Below are 16,988 nucleotides of genomic sequence, written 5' to 3'. Positions count from 1 at the left end.
CCCTGACTCCGACTAATCGCAATGACGTACCAAAACCCTCTTTTAACAATTGCCTTTTAAAAGGGATTATATAAGTACACCAATAACATTTGATATGAAAACGAAAATAATAATCTTGGTAGCTGCCTTTGGTTTAGCGTTGTCAGCGTGTAGTGGTAAAAAAGCCGATCAGGAAAATGCCGACAGTATGTACAAATACACCGATACGAACAAATTGATCGATAGTACAAGCACCGATTCAATAGCAGATTCGACCACCAATGCTCCAGCCGACGTTAAACGTTAAGGAATAATGACAAACAAAAGCGCTCATGCCCAAAAATATGGGCGTTTTTAATGATGTACCAAAACCAATCTTCCAATGTTAGGTTTCGCCCCCACCCTCCTGAACCCGGATTAATACGCTAACAGATTGCTTCATATGTTTTCTTCGTTTCGGGGTACAGCCCAATGTTAAATAGCCCTGATGGAAGTGGATCCCGATTTAAGCACTAGTTTTTACTTTTTTTATTGTGTGATTGCTTGTTTCACAGGTTTCATCGGGGGAAACGGACAGCAGGACCGAAGCCAGCCCAAGGATTACAGCCCATGCGCTCCAAAAAACCTTTCAACTCCAAACTAATCCCCTTCTCGTTCTCTTTTAGAAATCCAAACTTCGGACTAATCCATAAAATAGATTGCTTCACGCCACCTCACAACCCCTAGCCTTCGGTTCGCAATGACGTTCCGGCCTCCAAACTCCAAACGCTCAACTCCAAACTAATTAACTTCCCAGTTCTCCAACATATTGATAAGTATTCAGTTGCACTCCTGTAGGCGTAGTTTTCGTGCTCACAAAAGCCAGTTCCCGCGCATTGGCGGTTTCAGAAAAGAAACGTTTGCCCGTGCCCAGCAATACCGGGTATACCATCAGCACAACCTCGTCAACCAGTCCATGTTCCAATAACACAGCAACCACAGTCGAACTTCCATACACGATCAGGTCAGGGCCTTCTGCTGATTTGAGGTCGCGAATACGCTTTACGATGTCAGTGCCTAAATCTTCAACAGGTCCCCATTCGAGGCTGTCGGGCCTATGAGTGGCCACGTATTTTTTGCCGTTATTTAAACTGTTCGCCATCGGATTATCTCCAGCCTTTGGCCAGTACTGGGTCCAGCTATCGTAGGTTTTGCGGCCTAACAACAGATCGATGTGAGTACCCTGCGCCTCCAATACTGCTGCTAAACCTTCCAGGCTCCGGTAAGGTGTTGTCCATCCGCCATGTGCGAAATCCTCGCTGTTTTCGTGCTGCATCACGCCATCAAGCGAGATATGTTCCATTATTTTGATCTTTCTCATCTAATTTTCTATTGATTTGATGATGATAAAGTTACAACAGAAGAGCAACGCGCATGAGGGGCAATCGTGACAATAACGAGGCGTTTTTATGACCTTTTGCATTTGATATAAGATGGTTACCGGAGTATCTTCCATTTTTACCGCTTACAAGATCGTTATTAGGGTGTTATAACTTATACGGCCTTATATTTCTTATATGGTTAAGTGCTTAGTTGTTTAACAGAAAGCCAATTGGAAGTGGTAAAGGATTTGGAAACGAGTGGTCCTGTACTTTTCGGGCAACGCAGCCCCGCCATTCGCTACAATCTTTTTGTTGCTGTTATCCTGAGCTTGTCGAAGAAGCAACAAAAAGGATTTCTGCTACTGTCAGGTTTATTGAGGAGGGCTTGTAGCTTTTGGCAAGGTTGAATAGCGATTGTTATATTCATATGCCTTTACCGTTCCGATTGATGAACACTAGCTGGTGATAAGTTAACAGTAAACTGTCAATTTAAAACTGTAAACTTAAACCCCTAACTTGTGGCAACTAAATTAACAAGCATGCTCATAGATTTGATACCAGTAATTGAAATCGGATATAACAATCAGGGGCTAGCTGCACCAGACAAATTTCCTTATTGGGAGCATCCTGAAATTTGGAACGCTTATCATCAAGAATGCTTTCGAAAAGCGGGTTTTAATGATAAACTGACGCCTTATTTAAAAGGTTTTCCATTCTATAAACTCTCAGAAATTACTGATAACAACTTAACCAAACTCGTCATTGACCATACGCAAGAAATGAGAGATGGAAAATATGAACGACAACAGGCTGCAACATTTTTTGGCGGTTATGTTTTGAATATTGATGGGCAAGACAAATATTTTCCTCAATGTTGCGGAGGCCTGAGTGATATCATGTATTGGGACAGACTTTCAATGCTACAAAATACTTATTACGAAGGACACCCTGCCCCACAGATCAAATTTGATGGCGACAATATCGTATTTGATTTTTCGGTTGACGAATTTGATGAACCCTTCCAACCTACACCACAAGAAATTACGCTGTCAATTGATCGACATGAACTCAAAAAAGCAGTTGAAAAAGCTAAAACAGCACTTCAATATTTTGAAAAACGTCTTGATAAAATAAATGATATCGAAAAACTAAACATTGAAAACATTGGCGGACTTTTAATTTGGAACGATTAAAACTACTGAATAAGATATTAATAGATAAGTGCCCCACAAATCACAGAGATATCCCCATTCTAGCTCAAGTCTTAGCGCTCCGACCCAAGTAAAGGCCAGACTTGTGCTTTAAAAGTCTCAAATGAATCTATCTAAATTTCGGAAAGCATAAGTTCACAATGTCCTTTATACAAGACCGAAGCCAGTAGCGCTAGCACTTCTTGATTTAGTTGCACCAAAGTTTAAAAATTCTTTATCTTGTTGCCACTAAATTATACGAGATCTTAAAAACATGAAATCAAAATTGCCTTTGTTTCCTGCCATTCTGTTGGCAACATTTTTAATAAGCTTTACAAGTACAAATGAAATTACACCATGTTATATTTCATTTAAAACGGCAACGAACCTTACTGCTGCCAGTGCAGACAGATTGCCAGAAAGTTCAGAAAAGGTAAGGATTCTACCAACGGCTGCTGGACAAGTTCAAGTAACCAGAACAGATGGTTATAGAATATTGTACAATAACAACAAGAAAGCTCCATTCGTAAACTTGAAAGTTGAACTTTCCGAACAAAAAGCATATAACCAGGACAAAAAGAACCTTATTGATAATCTGAAATTTTTAAACTCACATACAACGGGTATGGAAACTAAAGATTTGATCGAACTTGAGTTTAATGGCTTTAAAGTTTACGGACTCAGCAGAGCAACAATAGAAACAGGCAGCACCTTAGGAACATTTATTATGTTTCCAGGAAACGGTGTAACGGTTTACTTCTACTTTAACAATATGAAACCGGAATACAGAAATTTTGAGAGTGTTGGCGACTATAAAAAACAACGCGACCGGTTTATGAATGAGTACACCAAATACTTAAAAATCTGCAAGGAAAAATAAGCGCGATGATAGAAACCAAACCTAAACTAACACTATGAGTTGGGACATTGTAATATTTAGCTCCAGGCAAAAAATAAGTGCTATTGAAGAAGTAGACGAAGAATTACTTGTAGCAATAGATTTCAACATTATTTTAGAAAAGCACTTTACCAACATTACTACTAGCGAAAATTGGAGAGAAATAAAAGGCGAAGGATACGTTGTAGATTATATTGTTGATACCGAGCCTGTAAGCAATAAAGTATTTAATCTTTATGGAGGGGCCGCACTTTTTGAGTTAGTAAGAGTTGCTAAAATTTACGACTGGCAAATATTCAATATGGGAAATGGAGAGATGCTAGACCTTGAACATCCTGAAAAAAATGGGTACAGCAATTTCCAAAGTTATTTGCAGCACGTTTTAAAAAATACAGATAGGCAATTAATGCATCAGTAGATATACACATAAAATTTAGTGGGTTAGCAATAAAACTTTTGACTTATAACGAATAGAAATAATATCATGAACGACCCGCAAATAAAAAATTTCATAGAAAACTACAATGTATCTGAGACCTATATCAAATCTTTCAACTCATTATTGGATCAAAATACCTGTGCAGATTTAGACATTAGCAACAAGAATATTTCAATAGAAACCGAAAACCTTGATTTTGAACTGCTTGATGGAGATGCGATTGCTTTCAAAAGCCAAATTGATCAAGATGGAAATAAAATAGGTTATTATAGATTGGTTTTCGCCTTGAATGGGGCATTAATAGATGAATTTTTTGTGATTTACTGATGTATTAAACATGCAGATTGTACGGATTTATGCGGATTAAATTAATATACAAGCTTCTCACACGATGAAACACCCAAAAATTGTTTTTGCCTTTTTTATCCTTTGGTTATTACTTGTTTTTATCTGGTATAAAACGGGCAGAAGCCGAAAAACTGAAAATGATAAGCTACTAAAGAACAACATTGAATTTACAGGCACTCTAAAATCTGTAAAGGTCTCCCGAAATCATTGTTTTGCAATAATCTCAATTGACAATGTAAAAAGTAATGCTGCATCTTTTAATCCTGATTTGAAAGATCGATACTTCCCCTATTCGATAAAGAATGCCCAGGCAGAAATTTATACTTCACTATGTGAAGGAACAATTAAAGAAATTGGGAACAACGTAAAATTAAACTCCAATCAAAGAAAATTAATCCTTGAGATAGACCATAAACCTTATGAATTTGAAATTTGGATAATTTCAGAAAGTCCAGATATTAAATTCATTAAGGAAAACACAACACTTTGAATAGATTATGTATAAAGCATTTTTAGTTTATAGTTTCAAAAAAAAGTAAATATGGACATTCGATTACTGGTACTACGAACTAGAGATACAAAACTTCTAGCTGATTTTTACAGTTTACTTGGGCTTAAATTTGAATATCATAAACACGATAGTTCACCTTATCATTATTCAGCTACAATTAAGGGAACTATTCTTGAAATTTATCCCTTGGCGAAAAACCAAACTGAAGCAGACAGGAACTTAAGGTTAGGTTTTGGTATAGAAAATTTTGATCTAGTGATGTATGAATTAAATATATTACAAGCTGATTTTGTTCAAGAGCCAACCCAAACAGAATTTGGTTTTATGTCAATAATTATTGATCCCGATGGACGGAAAATTGAATTGTATAAAAACAGTTAAGTGATCCTTTCTTCGTGTACTTTGCGGTTAAAAAAGCTGCGGAAATACATTGAAACAATTAAGATTCCCGCCTGCGCGGGAATGACGATCGCATTAAATTGTTAGTTTAAACATAGTCGAAGACCACCCAACTTAGTGTCCTCTGCGCTTTCTCTCTGCAATCTTCGGTTAAAACACGATTATTCCGTTAATTTCTGTCTAATCCCTTCAGTAAGTTTTTTCACTTTCATATAGCCTGCCAAAGTGCTGTTCCGCTTATCGAAGTCGATCACTAACCAGCCTTTTTTGGCTTTAAGGTTAAACTTATCACTGCCGTTTAAGTTTACGAACAGATCGATATTCTGATCTAACGGAAGTTCATTATTCAAGGCACTATCCAGGAATTTTTCCAGTTTATCCGTTTTATCTTCGGCATACTTTGCTTCAAATTTGAAACTAGTATCATTATCGGTAGCATTTATAGATAAATAACCGCCACTATTATGGCATCCGTAACCTAAAGCGGTAAATAAAATTGCGATACTGTATATTATATTTTTCATTGTTTTTTGGTTAATTGTTTAAACTGATTAACTGTATAAATTGGTTAATGGGAGATTTACTACCCAGACTTTAGACTAAGGACTAAAAAACTAACCGCCTGCTCTTCCCTTAATATCATCGGTAGCCGTATTCCTGGACCGGGCTGATTTTACATTCTGGTTCCCGAAATTATAGCTGATGCTGAAATTTGCCCTTCGGCTGGTGTAACGGTTCACTACGTTCATATTGATGTTCTGATAAACCAGTTTCCCTTCCCAATGGTTGGTAAGTAAAATATCATCCATATTTAAACGGAGTTTAAGCTTTTTATTCATTAAAGTTTTCTGGATTCCGGCATTTAAAGCTCCCTGGTAAATGGTGGTTTGCTCTACACCCGAAACCCGTGGGGAGTTTAGCCATGCACTAATTTCGATACTAAAATTTTGAGGTAAGGTAAAGGAATTGGAGGTAAAAACATTTACCGCAGCCTTACCCGCACTGTATGCAGCACCTTCAATATTTCCGTCATTAAATTTGCTGTAATAAACACTTACATTATTTTGAATATTCCACCATTTCGTAACCTTGATGGGAACATATAAATCTGCAGAATAATTCTGGAAGCGGCCTAAATTCTGGCGGATTACACTGATCACCCGGGTGGCATCATCCTGTTTACTAATTTGTGTAATCATATCACGGGTATTCGAATAGCTCAGCGAAAAAGAAGCTTGTTTATAACTGTAACTGATCTGGTAATTATCAGTAAACTGAGGTTTCAGATAAGGATTTCCCTGATCAACCGCCAAAGGGTCCATGTAAAACACAAATGGATTAAGCTGTTGGTAATTCGGACGGTCTACCCTTCTGCCATAAGCGTAACGGATGTTATGGTTTTCACTGATCTTCTGATTAACAAAAACCGTTGGAAAAACAGATAGATAGTTCCGGTCTACTTCTTTCTGGTCGGTTACAGAAGTGCCATTAGAATGTGTGTGCTCCGCCCTTAAACCCAGCTGAATCTGCCACACCTTCCATTCTTTAGATAAACTCCCATAAATGGCATTAATATTTTCTTTATATACAAAGTTGTTCGATTTACCCAGATCATTTTGCCATACACCAGATACCAACTGCTCAGAAATAAAATCGTTATTCGTAACTACATAGCTGCTTTTTAAGCCCGTTTCAATTTTCATTGTTTTAGAAAGCGGCAAAGTGAAATCCGTTCTGGCGGCATACACATTGATCTCGGCATCCGTATTATTTCTTAAACTGGTTTGGTTGGTTGGGTTGCCGTTTGCATTTAAATAATTGGCCAAAAAATTTTCATCTTTTTTATTGCTGAAACCCGAATAATCTACATCGAAAGTAAGGCTCTTGCCTTTTTTATCGAAATCGTGTTTAATGTTAAAGTTGGCCGTTAAATTAGCCGCCGGAGAGCTCGAATTGGCATCCTGCAAAATATAGCTGAGGTTCGAAGTTCCATTCTGCACTGCATTAATATTGGTATTGCTAAAATTGGTCAGTTTGGTGTTTACCGTATTGGCATCCAACATTACCCCAAAAATGGTTTTCTCAGAAGCATAATAATCTGCGCCTAGTTTCCCCTGAAAACCAACACCTTTATTTTTACGGTCGAAATTTTGCGTAAGTGAACTGGCCAAACCTTCAGATAAAGTGGTACGGGTTAAAAACGTATTGTTAAATTGGGCTTTGCGTGCCACGGCACCATTTCCAAAAATGTTCCATTTCCCCTGCCTGTGATTTAAGTTCAGGTTTACCCCGGCACGGAACAAATCGCTGGGCGAATCGGGCATAATGCCCTGCCCAGTATTAACAGAAACCGTACCATTGGTACCATAAGCTTTGTTGCGTTTTAGTCTGATGTTGATGATCCCTGCATTTCCGGCAGCGTCGTACCTGGCAGATGGATTGGTAATGAGTTCGATGGTAGAAATCTGATCGCTGCTCATATTGCTCAACAATGTGGTAACATCAGCACCAGATAGGAAATTCGATTTCCCATCGATCATCACCATCACACCACTTTTATTATTCAGTTTAATCTGGTCGTTTTGGCGGTCGATCTGCACGCCTGGGGCTTTCTCTAACACTTCTAAAGCCGTGCCTCCAGTTGCAATAATGCTATTTTCTACATTCAGCACCGTTTTATCGATCTGATGTTCAATAAAAGGTTTTTTGCCCTGAACGCTTACTTCTTTTAATTGTTTGCTTAAACTTTCGATACCGATGGCTGGCAACTTTAAATCACCATTGACTGAAAAGTGATCCGTATTTTTACGCTTAAAACCAACGATCGAGATCGACAGCAGATACTCACCGTTTTTTAACTGGTCGATTGTAAAAGCGCCCTCTATATTGGTCGATACACTTTTAACCACCGTGGTATCAGGATAATTTAAAATCCGAACAATGGCAAACGACACCGGAACAGTCTTTTCATCGACGATTTTTCCCGTCAAAGTATTTAATTTCTGGGCAAAAGAAGCCCTACACGCTATTAAGCATGCAACTAGCGTAAGTAATATTTTCATGATTTCTTCTTTTTTAGGCGTTCTATTTTTATGCCGAGACAAATCTGTTATTGCGAAACACAGTCGGTCTGGAACTTCTGCCTCCAAGCTTTCGCCCCCAGACTCTCAACTCCAAACTCCAAACTTAGAGTCCAGACTAACCCCCAGCTCTTCCCTTAATATCATCTGCCGCCGTTTTCCGGTCCTGGTTTGATTTTAGGTTTTGGTTGCCAAAACTATAACTGATATTGAAAGATACTCTTCTACTGATGTAATTATTCTGCACCCTTAAATTTACATTTTGATAATCAAGCGTTCCTTTCCAGTAGTTGGTTTGAAAAATATCATCAACATTTAACTTAAGTTTTAAAGCTTTGTTCAGGAAACTTTTCTGCACACCTATATTTAAAGCATACTGATAAATAGTGGTCCGTTCTAAACCCCTAACTTTTGGTGAGTTTAACCAGAAATTGGTTTCAAATGCCCAGTTATCGCCCAAAATAATTGAATTTACAGTATTAAAATTGTAGAAGACTTTACTTAAAACAAAGGGGGCGCCCTCTAAATTATCGTCATTAAATTTATTATAAGAAACCCTAAAATTGTTTTGCAAATTCCACCATTTGGCAATGGTTACCGGAACAGATAACCCGGCCGAGTAGTATTCCCCGCTGCCAATATTCCCTTGGCCTACAGTAACTATTCTGGTGCTATCGTTTTGTGCGGTTTTACTATCTAAAATTAAATCTTTTGTTTTAGCATAACTCAATGAAAAAAATAATCCGCTTTTATAATTGTAACTCACCTCAAAATTATTGGTAAACTGGGGTTTTAAGTATGGGTTTCCCTGTGCTATGGTATAAGGATCCATGTAAAAATTAAATGGATTTAACTGCTGGTAATTTGGTCGATCTATCCGTCGGCCATAGGTGTAACGTAGATTACTACTTTCAGAAATTTTCTGATTAACAAAAACCGTTGGAAATAATGATAAATAATGTTGTTTTACCGATGTATTATTGGTTACAGATGTTCCGGTAGATTGGGTAAACTCTGCCCGTAAACCAGCCTGAAATTGCCACTTACCCAGATCTTTTGATAAGTTTGCATAAGCTGCATTTACGTTTTCTTTGTAAATAAAATTATTGCTTTGCCCTACAACATTTTGCCATTCATTATTTACCAATGCCAACGATAAAAAATCATTATTGGTTTTTACATAAGCGCTTTTTAAACCGGTTTCCAATTTTGTAGTTTTTGATAGCGGCCAGGTAAAATCTGTTTTTGCAGCATAAATATCAATGGCTGTTTTACTATCGTTTTTAATGATCGTATTGTTGTAAACAGTCCCTTTTTCATCGTAAAAGTTAGTGTTAAAATTTTCCAGACCCGAGTAATCAAAGCCTGAGTAATCGGCATCAAAGTTTAAACTTGCGCCCTCTTTTTTAAAATCATGCCTGATATTAAAATTTGCGCTATAATTTTTGTTTGGGGTATTCGCATCAGAATATTGGATTAACGAATTATTGCTGGCAACTCCATCCTTAATCTCGTTTATAAAGGTTTGAGAGAAATTATCCAATTTACGTGTATTCGTACTGCCATCAAGCATAATACCAATGGTTGTTTTTTCACCTGCGTAATAATCTGCACCTAGTTTTGCGGCCAACCGCGATCCTGTATATATTTTTTGAAAATTCTGGTTAAACATACTCTGTAAACCATTGGCATTGGTGCTCCGCTCTAAAAATAAATTCGAAAAATTATTATTTTTTGAAGCATTTGCATTGGTGAAAAAATTCCACTTTTCTACACGGTGATTTAAATTGAAGTTAAGCTCCGATCCGTAAATGTTGGTGGGTAAGTTAGCCCTTATTGCATTGCGATAGGTTGAAGAGACACTTCCGTTGGTGCCAAATGCTTTGTTCTTTTTAAGTTTAATGTTGATGATACCCGCGTTGCCGGCAGCATCATATTTAGCCGATGGGTTAGTAATAATTTCGATGGTAGCAATCTGGCTGCTGCTTAAGCCATTTAGATAAACCGTTAAATCGGCACTCGATAAAAAGTTGTTCTTCCCATCAATCATCACCATTACACCTGATTTATTGTTTAATAAAATTTGGTCATTTTGCCTGTCTAACTGTACGCCCGGCGCTTTCTCTAAAATTTCGAGCGCCGTACCACCTGTTGCAATAATGCTGTTCTCTACATTCAGCACCATTTTATCGATCTGATGTTCAATAAAAGGTTTTTTGCCCTGAACGCTCACGTCTTTTAATTGTTTGCTTAAACTTTCGATCGTGATAGCAGGTAATTTCATGTCTTCGTTAAGCGAAAAACGGTTAGTTTTTTTACTTTTAAAACCCACTATAGAAATCGACAATACATACTCGCCGCTTTTCAACTGATCAATTGCAAACGCTCCTTCGATATTGGTCGATACGCTTTTAACCACAGTGGTATCAGGATAATTCAGCACCCTAACAATCGCAAACGATACCGGAACAGTCTTTTCATCAACAATTTTCCCTGTAAGTTTATTTAATTTTTGGGCAAAAGAAGCCCCATATGCCATAAAGCATGCAACTAGCGTAAATAATGTTTTCATGGTTTTTTCTTATAGGTACTTTTATGATGTTTATCGGATCGTATTATTCAGGCGCTATACCCAATTCTTCCTTAACTTCCTTAATCCGGTTTGATACAGAGTCCTGATAAAGGGTATCATTAGGCCTATCTTGGTGCAAATGGTCTAAATCACGTAGCTCTTGCTCTAACTTTTCCTTTTTTAACGCCTCTTCTTTTAATTTTGCAACGCATTTCAAACCATCATCCGTCATAATCCATACACTAGAATCGTTGTGGTCGTTTTCGCTGTCGTTACATTCCCAGGTCCAGTAATTATTAACATAGCGGTAAGCATCCTGCTTTAAAATTAATTTTGTACCCACTGGAATTTCAAGATTTAACCTTACTTCCTGGTTTCTCCAAATGGTTCCTTTTCTCAATTGAAACCGCGGACTAAAAATCAGTTCAGCATCTTTCACTACATAATTGTAGCTAATGTTCTGTGCATTTTGTAAGGCACTTTGAAAAGTTTTACCCTGCGATTCGTATTTCTGTGTTAAACGGGTAACACCGGTTTCACTTTTGTTAATATCAATGCGGATACGGTTCGGCGAAACAAAAGGTCCGTCTTCAAAATCGTCAACTACAATCTGGTGGCGATTGTTCGCATCAATGTGGTAAGCCGCGCTATCTTCTTTACTGAAATATTTACTTTTATCAATATTGATGGTATACACCGGATAAGCTTTCAGGTCGGTTGTTTGTGTTAACTCCGCATGTTGCTTAAATTCTGATGATATTTTAGCTGCTTGATAACCTGTTATAGCTACACCGGCCAACCAGATAATTAACAGGGCAAAAGAAAGTGTTTTGTTAATGGCCTGTTTGTTAAAAGCTACCCTGATCGAGAATAATACCAGGGCTAAAATCGGTACAAAGCAAACAATAAATGCACCAAATAAAATTGCCCCCCTATTTCCTTCATTAATAATAGAGAAGGGAAAATATTCGTAAATACTCGCATCCCAAAACCCCTGAAAAGCGGCCGTACCAATAATTAAAGCAATTAAAAAGAGTACGCCAAATACAACGATAAAACCCGCAATTACTTTAAAAATAACCTTTCCGGTGCCCGAAATAAAGCGGCCAAGCCATTCGAAAAATTCTCCTATAAAATTCCCTAAACGGGCAAATATCGGCTGAGCATGTTTATTTACTTCGCTCAAACGTTCCTTAACGGCCTGTAGCTCTTCATCTAAGTTCTTTTGGAAACCCTGAAGATTTGCAGGTTCGCCTTTCATTTCCATTCTTTCGATACGCGATTTGGCTTTTGGCATGATGATCCAGAGTATGGCATACACCAGCAATCCAAATCCACCAGCAAAGCTGATCAGTAATGTAGCCAACCTAATCCATTTAGGATCTGCGTTTACATAATGTGCAATACCCGCACAAACACCCGCTACCACGCGGTCGTCCATATCGCGGTACAGTTTTTTCTCCGTGTATTGGTATTGATAGCTGTTATTGATCACTGGCTCTTCTTCACCTTCCTCTACCGTGTCAAAATCCTGCACCTTGCCCATTTGCGCAATCACCGAATTTACGTTGGCCGAATCTACCACTTGTTTTTTCTGCTCTTCCAATTGCTCGGTTAACAGTTCGGCAATCCGGTTTTCGATATCCGTTACAATTTCAAGGTCATCTGCATGGTTGGCAAAATATTGTTTTACTTCGTTCAGGTAGGCCTTTAAGAGTTCGTAAGCACTTTCTTCAATATGAATAATCGTGTTCCCTATGTTTATGATGATGGTCTTTTCCATTTCCTTTTTAATATTTATGAATTGGCTCCTTTTTGTGAAATACCTACAGCATAAGCCAGCTCCTGCCAGGTTTGATCTAGTTGTGATAAAATACCCCGACCGTCTTCGGTTAAGGTATAATATTTACGCGGTGGACCTGAGGTAGACTCTACCCAGTTGTAGCTTAATAAACCATTGTTTTTAAGCCTTGTTAATAATGGATATAATGTACCCTCAACCACCAATAGCTTTGCCGTCCTTAATTCGGCAATAATATCCGAAGCATATATTTCGCCCCGGGAGATGATTGATAAAACACAGTACTCCAGAATTCCCTTCCGCATTTGTGTTTGCGTATTTTCTGCTATCATAATACAAAGATATATGTTTTATATACTACCATGCAATACATAGTACTAAAATAAATTAAAGTAATTTCATAAATACCTGATTATTAATTAATTAATTTTTAATAAAAATTTCATGTTTAAGGTTTAGGTAGATAAAAACTAAGTATTTATAGCTTTTTTTAGTAAAGCAGGGGCCTGTATTCCTTAGGTTTCGACAGTCCTGCTATCACCTATAGTCCCGATTTAGATACCCTTTAAATATAAAATATTCGATAAAATCGGGAGCTATTCGGTTCTATCAGGTTTAAGGTGGAGAGGGCTGGTATTACTAGTAATGATCTTGGGATAATGCCAGAACAGCCCCTTGTAAATAAACCCGACAGAGTAGGTAGCCCGCATCCCGATTTTTCATCGGGAGAGGACTACAAGCGATGGCGGGACTGCAGCTCCCATGAAAAACAGGACGCAGATTTTCTAAAAGAAGAAATTTGTAGCGACCGTTTTAGATTTCCAAGATCCGCTTGCGCACACGCCCGTCCAGGCTTCGAGGAATTAAATATATAAATACTATAGATTTAATATATTTTAATAATTTTGCAGCGTCTTAACTTATTTTCATGAAAAAATCTATTGCCAGCATTGTTGCTGAGGCAAACGAAAGCGGCGAAGGAACGCTCAAAAGAACCTTAGGGCCGATAAACCTTATTTTAATTGGCGTAGGCTTAACGCTTGGTGCAGGTTTATTCTCCATTACAGGTTTGGCCGCAGCCAATCACGCTGGTCCGGCAGTTACCCTATCTTTCATTATCGCGGCATTGGGCTGTGGTTTTGCAGCTTTGTGTTATGCTGAGTTTGCATCCATGATTCCAGTTGCAGGCAGTGCCTATACTTATTCTTACGCTACCATGGGCGAACTTTTCGCCTGGATTATAGGCTGGGATCTGGTATTGGAATATTCTGTGGGCTGTGCTACAGTAGCCATCAGCTGGTCGCAGTATTTAACCAGGCTTTTAGCCAGCTTGCATATTTATCTTCCTCCGCAATTAACCTTATCCCCTTTCGAAACCGCTAAACTTGCCGATGGCTCTACCGTTAATGGCATTGTAAACATCCCTGCAGCATTGGTGGTGGTATTAATGACAGCCATATTAATCCGTGGCACCAAAGGCTCTGCCATTGTAAATGGAATTATTGTGTTTCTTAAAGTTGGTGTGGTATTGGTTTTTATTGCGCTGGGCTGGCAATATATCGATCCTGCAAACTACCATCCATACATCCCCGAAAATACCGGAACTTTTGGTCAGTTTGGCTGGAGTGGCGTTTTACGTGGTGCTGGTTTAGTGTTTTTTGTATTTATCGGCTTCGATGCCGTGGCAGCTTCGGCACAGGAAACAAAGAATCCAGCGAGAGATTTACCAATCGGCATCATTGGATCATTAGTGGTTTGTACGGTTTTATTTGGTTTGTTCGGGCATGTGATGACTGGTCTGGCCAATTATAAAGAATTTGCCAACAGTGGTGCTCCAGTAGCCATTGCCATCGAAAAAACACCTTACGCCTGGTTAAGTCAGGCTATTATTTTGGCGATTTTGATCGGTTATACTTCTGTAATTTTAATCGATTTAATGGCACAGTCGCGAATGTTCTACTCCATTAGTAAGGATGGCTTATTGCCAAAGATGTTTTCTGACGTACATACTAAATTTAAAACACCATATAAATCGAACGTTATACTTTGTGTATTTATTGGACTTTTTGCTGCATTTGTCCCCATGAATGTGGTAGGCGAAATGACAAGCATTGGTACCTTGTTGGCCTTTTTAATGGTTTGCGTTGGCATCTTGATCTTAAGAAAAACAAATCCTGAAGCTAAACGTCCATTTAAAGTTCCTTTTGTGCCCTTAATCCCTATTTTGGGCATTTTAACCTGTATTGCCATGATGGTATTTTTACCTTGGGAAACCTGGGTTAGGTTAGCGGTCTGGTTAATTATTGGTTTAGCCATTTACTTCTGGTACGGTAAAAAGAATAGCAAATTAAAAGCACAGAAAGATAAAACAGAACGATAGGTAATAAACTCATTACTATACAGATAGCATGATTAAGCTGTTTCATTTTCTAGACAGCTTAATCAGCGGTTACCCAACTAATTGCACTGATAAACGTATAAATATCAGCGGAATAACAAAAAAGTATAAGTTATTAACAATTCAACATTTTTCTTAGTTTTTGGCTTGGGATTTGTCTTAAGAAAATTAACCCTATTAAACTCATTCCTATGCTTATTAAATTAGACACATCAGTTTTCAGGCTTTCCAGGCACAAAGCAGAAAGCGAAAAAAAAAGTATTACACCACTTACAAGAGCGCAATGGATTACTGCTGATAGAATCGTAATAGCAGCGATGTTTATTGCAACAATTGTTGGCGCAATCTTATTTTAAATTTCCGATGGTTGATCAAAAATCTTCAGAAATCATTTCCTTATTCATTACCACTGCGGCCATTGTTCCTGCAGCTGTAATAATAGATAGCGACCTGAACAAGGTTGCACAATCTCCTGCGGCATAAACGCCTTTGGCAGTGCTTTGCTGCTGCTCATCTACTTTTATCATTTTTAAATCTGTTAATTCAAAACCGAGCTGTTCGTTGAAATTACAATGTTGTTCAACATCCGATTTGAGGTAAATCGCCTTTAAGGCTATTTTTTCACCATTCTTAAAAACAACATCTTCGAGATAACCATTATTGTGCAGTAGTTCAACAACTTCATCTTCTATAATACTAATTGATTTGGATTTCAGTTTTTCAGTCTGCTCGGCGCTTAGCTGCGATTTACCATTGGTTAAAACCGTTAAATCTTTATTCCAATGGTTCAGGGTTTTGGCCATCTCAAATGCATGCTCGCCATTCATTAACAGGCCTATTTTTTCATTCTTCACCTCGTAACCATGGCAATAAGGGCAATGTATAGCAGAAATTGCCCAGCATTCAGCCAAACCTTTAATATCAGGCAGCACATCTTTTAAACCTGTGGCCAACAATATTTTTCGTGCAGTAAAATTTTCGCCGTTTTCTATGCCAACATTAAAACCTCCATCTATTTGTATGGCCGAAATGGCTTTCCCTTCTAAAAATCTAACTGTTGGATATTCCAGTACTTCTGCTTTAGCAGCTTTAGAAATAGCTGCAGGCTCATGACCATCATGCGTTAAAAAATTATGCGAGTGTGGCGTTTGCCTGTTGCACGGTTTACCGGCATCAATTACCAAAACATTTCTGGTCGCCCTACCCAAAGTTAATGCGGCAGATAAACCAGCGTAGCTTCCACCAATTATGATTACATCAAAATCCATATCTATATCTTTTAATACAAAGATCCAAAACGAATTATCAAACGCAACATAATTGCATTAAATGAATGTCATTTTTATTTTCTGAAGATTGTTGCCTTAATAAAGCTTCCATAATATAGCCGTTCCTCAACAATCAGATAATCGGCTTTGAAAAAGTAAGAATTCATATCAATAAGCTGATACGCTTCTACTATGCCCAACAATTTAAAAAAGCCATACATCGATCTGATTAACAACCATTTCCACCAGTTTCCGTTGGTTTTATTTAACGAAAAGTCAACCAGAAACCACAATCCATCTTTCTTTAAATACCCATTTAACTGTACAAACACCTTTGCAGCGCGTTGTTCGGCAAAGTTATCAAACAGAAAAGGTGTTAAAATTACATCAAATAATACATCAGTTTTAAAATCCTCGATACCGATGTTTACAAATTCAACGTGATTATTTTCATAGCTTCGTTTTTGAGAAAGCGCAATCATTTTAGCGGATATTTCAACATAAACGATCTTTAATCCGGTATAAGTCTTCGAGAGTTCTTCCAGGATCCACCCGGTTCCTCCGCCAACAATTAATATATGGCTATTCTCCTGAATATATGGAAGTTGATTGACCTGCGCATTAACCTGCGATTTAAAAAACACCAAACGGCTTAAAGCATCGTAATGACCTGCTATTTTATCATAGTTGTTAAGCATAGTATCAGGTAATGAGAATTAGGTATCAAGATTGAACTTTTCAAAT

The 16,988-nt window shown here is 37.9% G+C and carries 17 protein-coding genes; 9 read left to right on the top strand and 8 right to left on the bottom strand.

Annotation, left to right across the window (positions count from 1 at the left end; genetic code table 11):
* Window positions 1-94: 94 nt before the first annotated feature.
* On the top strand, window positions 95-286 hold the full coding sequence (locus tag AC1DNH_RS07210) for a hypothetical protein (RefSeq protein ID WP_215130468.1): 192 nt from the start codon (window positions 95-97) through the stop codon (window positions 284-286).
* Window positions 287-763: 477 nt separating this feature from the next.
* Here AC1DNH_RS07210 and AC1DNH_RS07205 read toward each other — a convergent pair whose 3' ends face one another.
* On the bottom strand, window positions 764-1,339 hold the full coding sequence (locus tag AC1DNH_RS07205) for a dihydrofolate reductase family protein (protein ID WP_477584623.1): 576 nt from the start codon (window positions 1,337-1,339) through the stop codon (window positions 764-766).
* A 519-nt stretch (window positions 1,340-1,858) separates the two neighbouring features.
* Between AC1DNH_RS07205 and AC1DNH_RS07200 the strand changes: the two genes are divergently transcribed.
* The 6 genes from AC1DNH_RS07200 to AC1DNH_RS07175 all read left to right on the top strand — a co-directional run bounded on the left by AC1DNH_RS07200 (window position 1,859) and on the right by AC1DNH_RS07175 (window position 5,107).
* Window positions 1,859-2,533: a hypothetical protein gene (locus AC1DNH_RS07200; RefSeq protein WP_477610877.1), complete on the top strand. Its 675-nt coding sequence runs from the start codon at window positions 1,859-1,861 to the stop codon at window positions 2,531-2,533.
* A gap of 271 nt (window positions 2,534-2,804) precedes the next feature.
* Window positions 2,805-3,410, top strand: a complete 606-nt coding sequence (locus AC1DNH_RS07195; RefSeq protein WP_477584625.1) for a hypothetical protein — start codon at window positions 2,805-2,807, stop codon at window positions 3,408-3,410.
* Between the two features lie 34 nt (window positions 3,411-3,444).
* Entirely contained in the window at window positions 3,445-3,846 is a 402-nt protein-coding gene (locus AC1DNH_RS07190) for a hypothetical protein (RefSeq protein WP_477584626.1), read from the top strand.
* A gap of 66 nt (window positions 3,847-3,912) precedes the next feature.
* Window positions 3,913-4,194: a hypothetical protein gene (locus tag AC1DNH_RS07185; protein WP_477584627.1), complete on the top strand. Its 282-nt coding sequence runs from the start codon at window positions 3,913-3,915 to the stop codon at window positions 4,192-4,194.
* Between the two features lie 64 nt (window positions 4,195-4,258).
* A complete protein-coding gene (locus AC1DNH_RS07180) occupies window positions 4,259-4,705 on the top strand; it encodes a hypothetical protein (protein WP_477609346.1) in 447 nt (148 codons plus the stop codon).
* A 51-nt stretch (window positions 4,706-4,756) separates the two neighbouring features.
* Window positions 4,757-5,107, top strand: a complete 351-nt coding sequence (locus tag AC1DNH_RS07175) for a VOC family protein (protein WP_477609348.1) — start codon at window positions 4,757-4,759, stop codon at window positions 5,105-5,107.
* Window positions 5,108-5,286: 179 nt separating this feature from the next.
* Here the strand turns inward: AC1DNH_RS07175 and AC1DNH_RS07170 are convergent, their stop codons facing one another.
* From AC1DNH_RS07170 to AC1DNH_RS07150, 5 genes are all read right to left on the bottom strand, one after another.
* Window positions 5,287-5,649, bottom strand: coding sequence for a hypothetical protein (locus AC1DNH_RS07170; protein WP_477584629.1), 363 nt, complete (start codon window positions 5,647-5,649; stop codon window positions 5,287-5,289).
* A gap of 90 nt (window positions 5,650-5,739) precedes the next feature.
* A complete protein-coding gene (locus AC1DNH_RS07165; RefSeq protein WP_477625282.1) occupies window positions 5,740-8,187 on the bottom strand; it encodes a TonB-dependent receptor domain-containing protein in 2,448 nt (815 codons plus the stop codon).
* Window positions 8,188-8,323: 136 nt separating this feature from the next.
* Window positions 8,324-10,777: a TonB-dependent receptor domain-containing protein gene (locus tag AC1DNH_RS07160; protein ID WP_477609352.1), complete on the bottom strand. Its 2,454-nt coding sequence runs from the start codon at window positions 10,775-10,777 to the stop codon at window positions 8,324-8,326.
* 43 nt (window positions 10,778-10,820) lie between these two features.
* Window positions 10,821-12,560 (bottom strand): PspC domain-containing protein, encoded by a 1,740-nt coding sequence (locus tag AC1DNH_RS07155; RefSeq protein WP_477580741.1) that lies wholly within the window; start codon window positions 12,558-12,560, stop codon window positions 10,821-10,823.
* A 14-nt stretch (window positions 12,561-12,574) separates the two neighbouring features.
* Window positions 12,575-12,910, bottom strand: a complete 336-nt coding sequence (locus tag AC1DNH_RS07150; RefSeq protein ID WP_029275299.1) for a PadR family transcriptional regulator — start codon at window positions 12,908-12,910, stop codon at window positions 12,575-12,577.
* A 596-nt stretch (window positions 12,911-13,506) separates the two neighbouring features.
* Between AC1DNH_RS07150 and AC1DNH_RS07145 the strand changes: the two genes are divergently transcribed.
* Both AC1DNH_RS07145 and AC1DNH_RS07140 read left to right on the top strand, forming a co-directional pair.
* Window positions 13,507-14,958, top strand: a complete 1,452-nt coding sequence (locus tag AC1DNH_RS07145) for an amino acid permease (protein WP_477580744.1) — start codon at window positions 13,507-13,509, stop codon at window positions 14,956-14,958.
* Between the two features lie 209 nt (window positions 14,959-15,167).
* Complete coding sequence (locus tag AC1DNH_RS07140) at window positions 15,168-15,332, top strand: hypothetical protein (RefSeq protein WP_215130492.1); 165 nt, start codon at window positions 15,168-15,170, stop codon at window positions 15,330-15,332.
* Window positions 15,333-15,347: 15 nt separating this feature from the next.
* Here the strand turns inward: AC1DNH_RS07140 and AC1DNH_RS07135 are convergent, their stop codons facing one another.
* Both AC1DNH_RS07135 and AC1DNH_RS07130 read right to left on the bottom strand, forming a co-directional pair.
* The gene (locus tag AC1DNH_RS07135) at window positions 15,348-16,244 is read right to left on the bottom strand and encodes an NAD(P)/FAD-dependent oxidoreductase (RefSeq protein ID WP_477580746.1); all 897 of its coding nucleotides are present in this window, start codon (window positions 16,242-16,244) and stop codon (window positions 15,348-15,350) included.
* Between the two features lie 74 nt (window positions 16,245-16,318).
* Window positions 16,319-16,942 carry a class I SAM-dependent methyltransferase gene (locus tag AC1DNH_RS07130; protein ID WP_477580747.1) on the bottom strand — a complete coding sequence of 208 codons (624 nt, stop codon included), beginning with the start codon at window positions 16,940-16,942 and terminating at the stop codon, window positions 16,319-16,321.
* Between the last annotated feature and the right edge of the window lie 46 nt (window positions 16,943-16,988).

It is taken from the genome of Pedobacter sp. 01N310, from assembly GCF_056399805.1.
This window is presented reverse-complemented; position numbering and strand designations above follow the sequence as displayed.

Excerpts from the sequence above, each read along its gene's own strand:
- AC1DNH_RS07170 (WP_477584629.1), bottom strand. The coding sequence starts at position 5,649 with ATGAAAAATATAATATACAGTATCGCAATTTTATTTACCGCTTTAGGT.
- AC1DNH_RS07205 (WP_477584623.1), bottom strand. The coding sequence starts at position 1,339 with ATGAGAAAGATCAAAATAATGGAACATATCTCGCTTGATGGCGTGATG.
- AC1DNH_RS07140 (WP_215130492.1), top strand. The coding sequence starts at position 15,168 with ATGCTTATTAAATTAGACACATCAGTTTTCAGGCTTTCCAGGCACAAA.
- AC1DNH_RS07155 (WP_477580741.1), bottom strand. The coding sequence starts at position 12,560 with ATGGAAAAGACCATCATCATAAACATAGGGAACACGATTATTCATATT.
- AC1DNH_RS07195 (WP_477584625.1), top strand. The coding sequence starts at position 2,805 with ATGAAATCAAAATTGCCTTTGTTTCCTGCCATTCTGTTGGCAACATTT.
- AC1DNH_RS07165 (WP_477625282.1), bottom strand. The coding sequence starts at position 8,187 with ATGAAAATATTACTTACGCTAGTTGCATGCTTAATAGCGTGTAGGGCT.
- AC1DNH_RS07150 (WP_029275299.1), bottom strand. The coding sequence starts at position 12,910 with ATGATAGCAGAAAATACGCAAACACAAATGCGGAAGGGAATTCTGGAG.
- AC1DNH_RS07160 (WP_477609352.1), bottom strand. The coding sequence starts at position 10,777 with ATGAAAACATTATTTACGCTAGTTGCATGCTTTATGGCATATGGGGCT.
- AC1DNH_RS07180 (WP_477609346.1), top strand. The coding sequence starts at position 4,259 with ATGAAACACCCAAAAATTGTTTTTGCCTTTTTTATCCTTTGGTTATTA.
- AC1DNH_RS07135 (WP_477580746.1), bottom strand. The coding sequence starts at position 16,244 with ATGGATTTTGATGTAATCATAATTGGTGGAAGCTACGCTGGTTTATCT.
- AC1DNH_RS07185 (WP_477584627.1), top strand. The coding sequence starts at position 3,913 with ATGAACGACCCGCAAATAAAAAATTTCATAGAAAACTACAATGTATCT.
- AC1DNH_RS07190 (WP_477584626.1), top strand. The coding sequence starts at position 3,445 with ATGAGTTGGGACATTGTAATATTTAGCTCCAGGCAAAAAATAAGTGCT.
- AC1DNH_RS07130 (WP_477580747.1), bottom strand. The coding sequence starts at position 16,942 with ATGCTTAACAACTATGATAAAATAGCAGGTCATTACGATGCTTTAAGC.
- AC1DNH_RS07175 (WP_477609348.1), top strand. The coding sequence starts at position 4,757 with ATGGACATTCGATTACTGGTACTACGAACTAGAGATACAAAACTTCTA.
- AC1DNH_RS07210 (WP_215130468.1), top strand. The coding sequence starts at position 95 with ATGAAAACGAAAATAATAATCTTGGTAGCTGCCTTTGGTTTAGCGTTG.
- AC1DNH_RS07145 (WP_477580744.1), top strand. The coding sequence starts at position 13,507 with ATGAAAAAATCTATTGCCAGCATTGTTGCTGAGGCAAACGAAAGCGGC.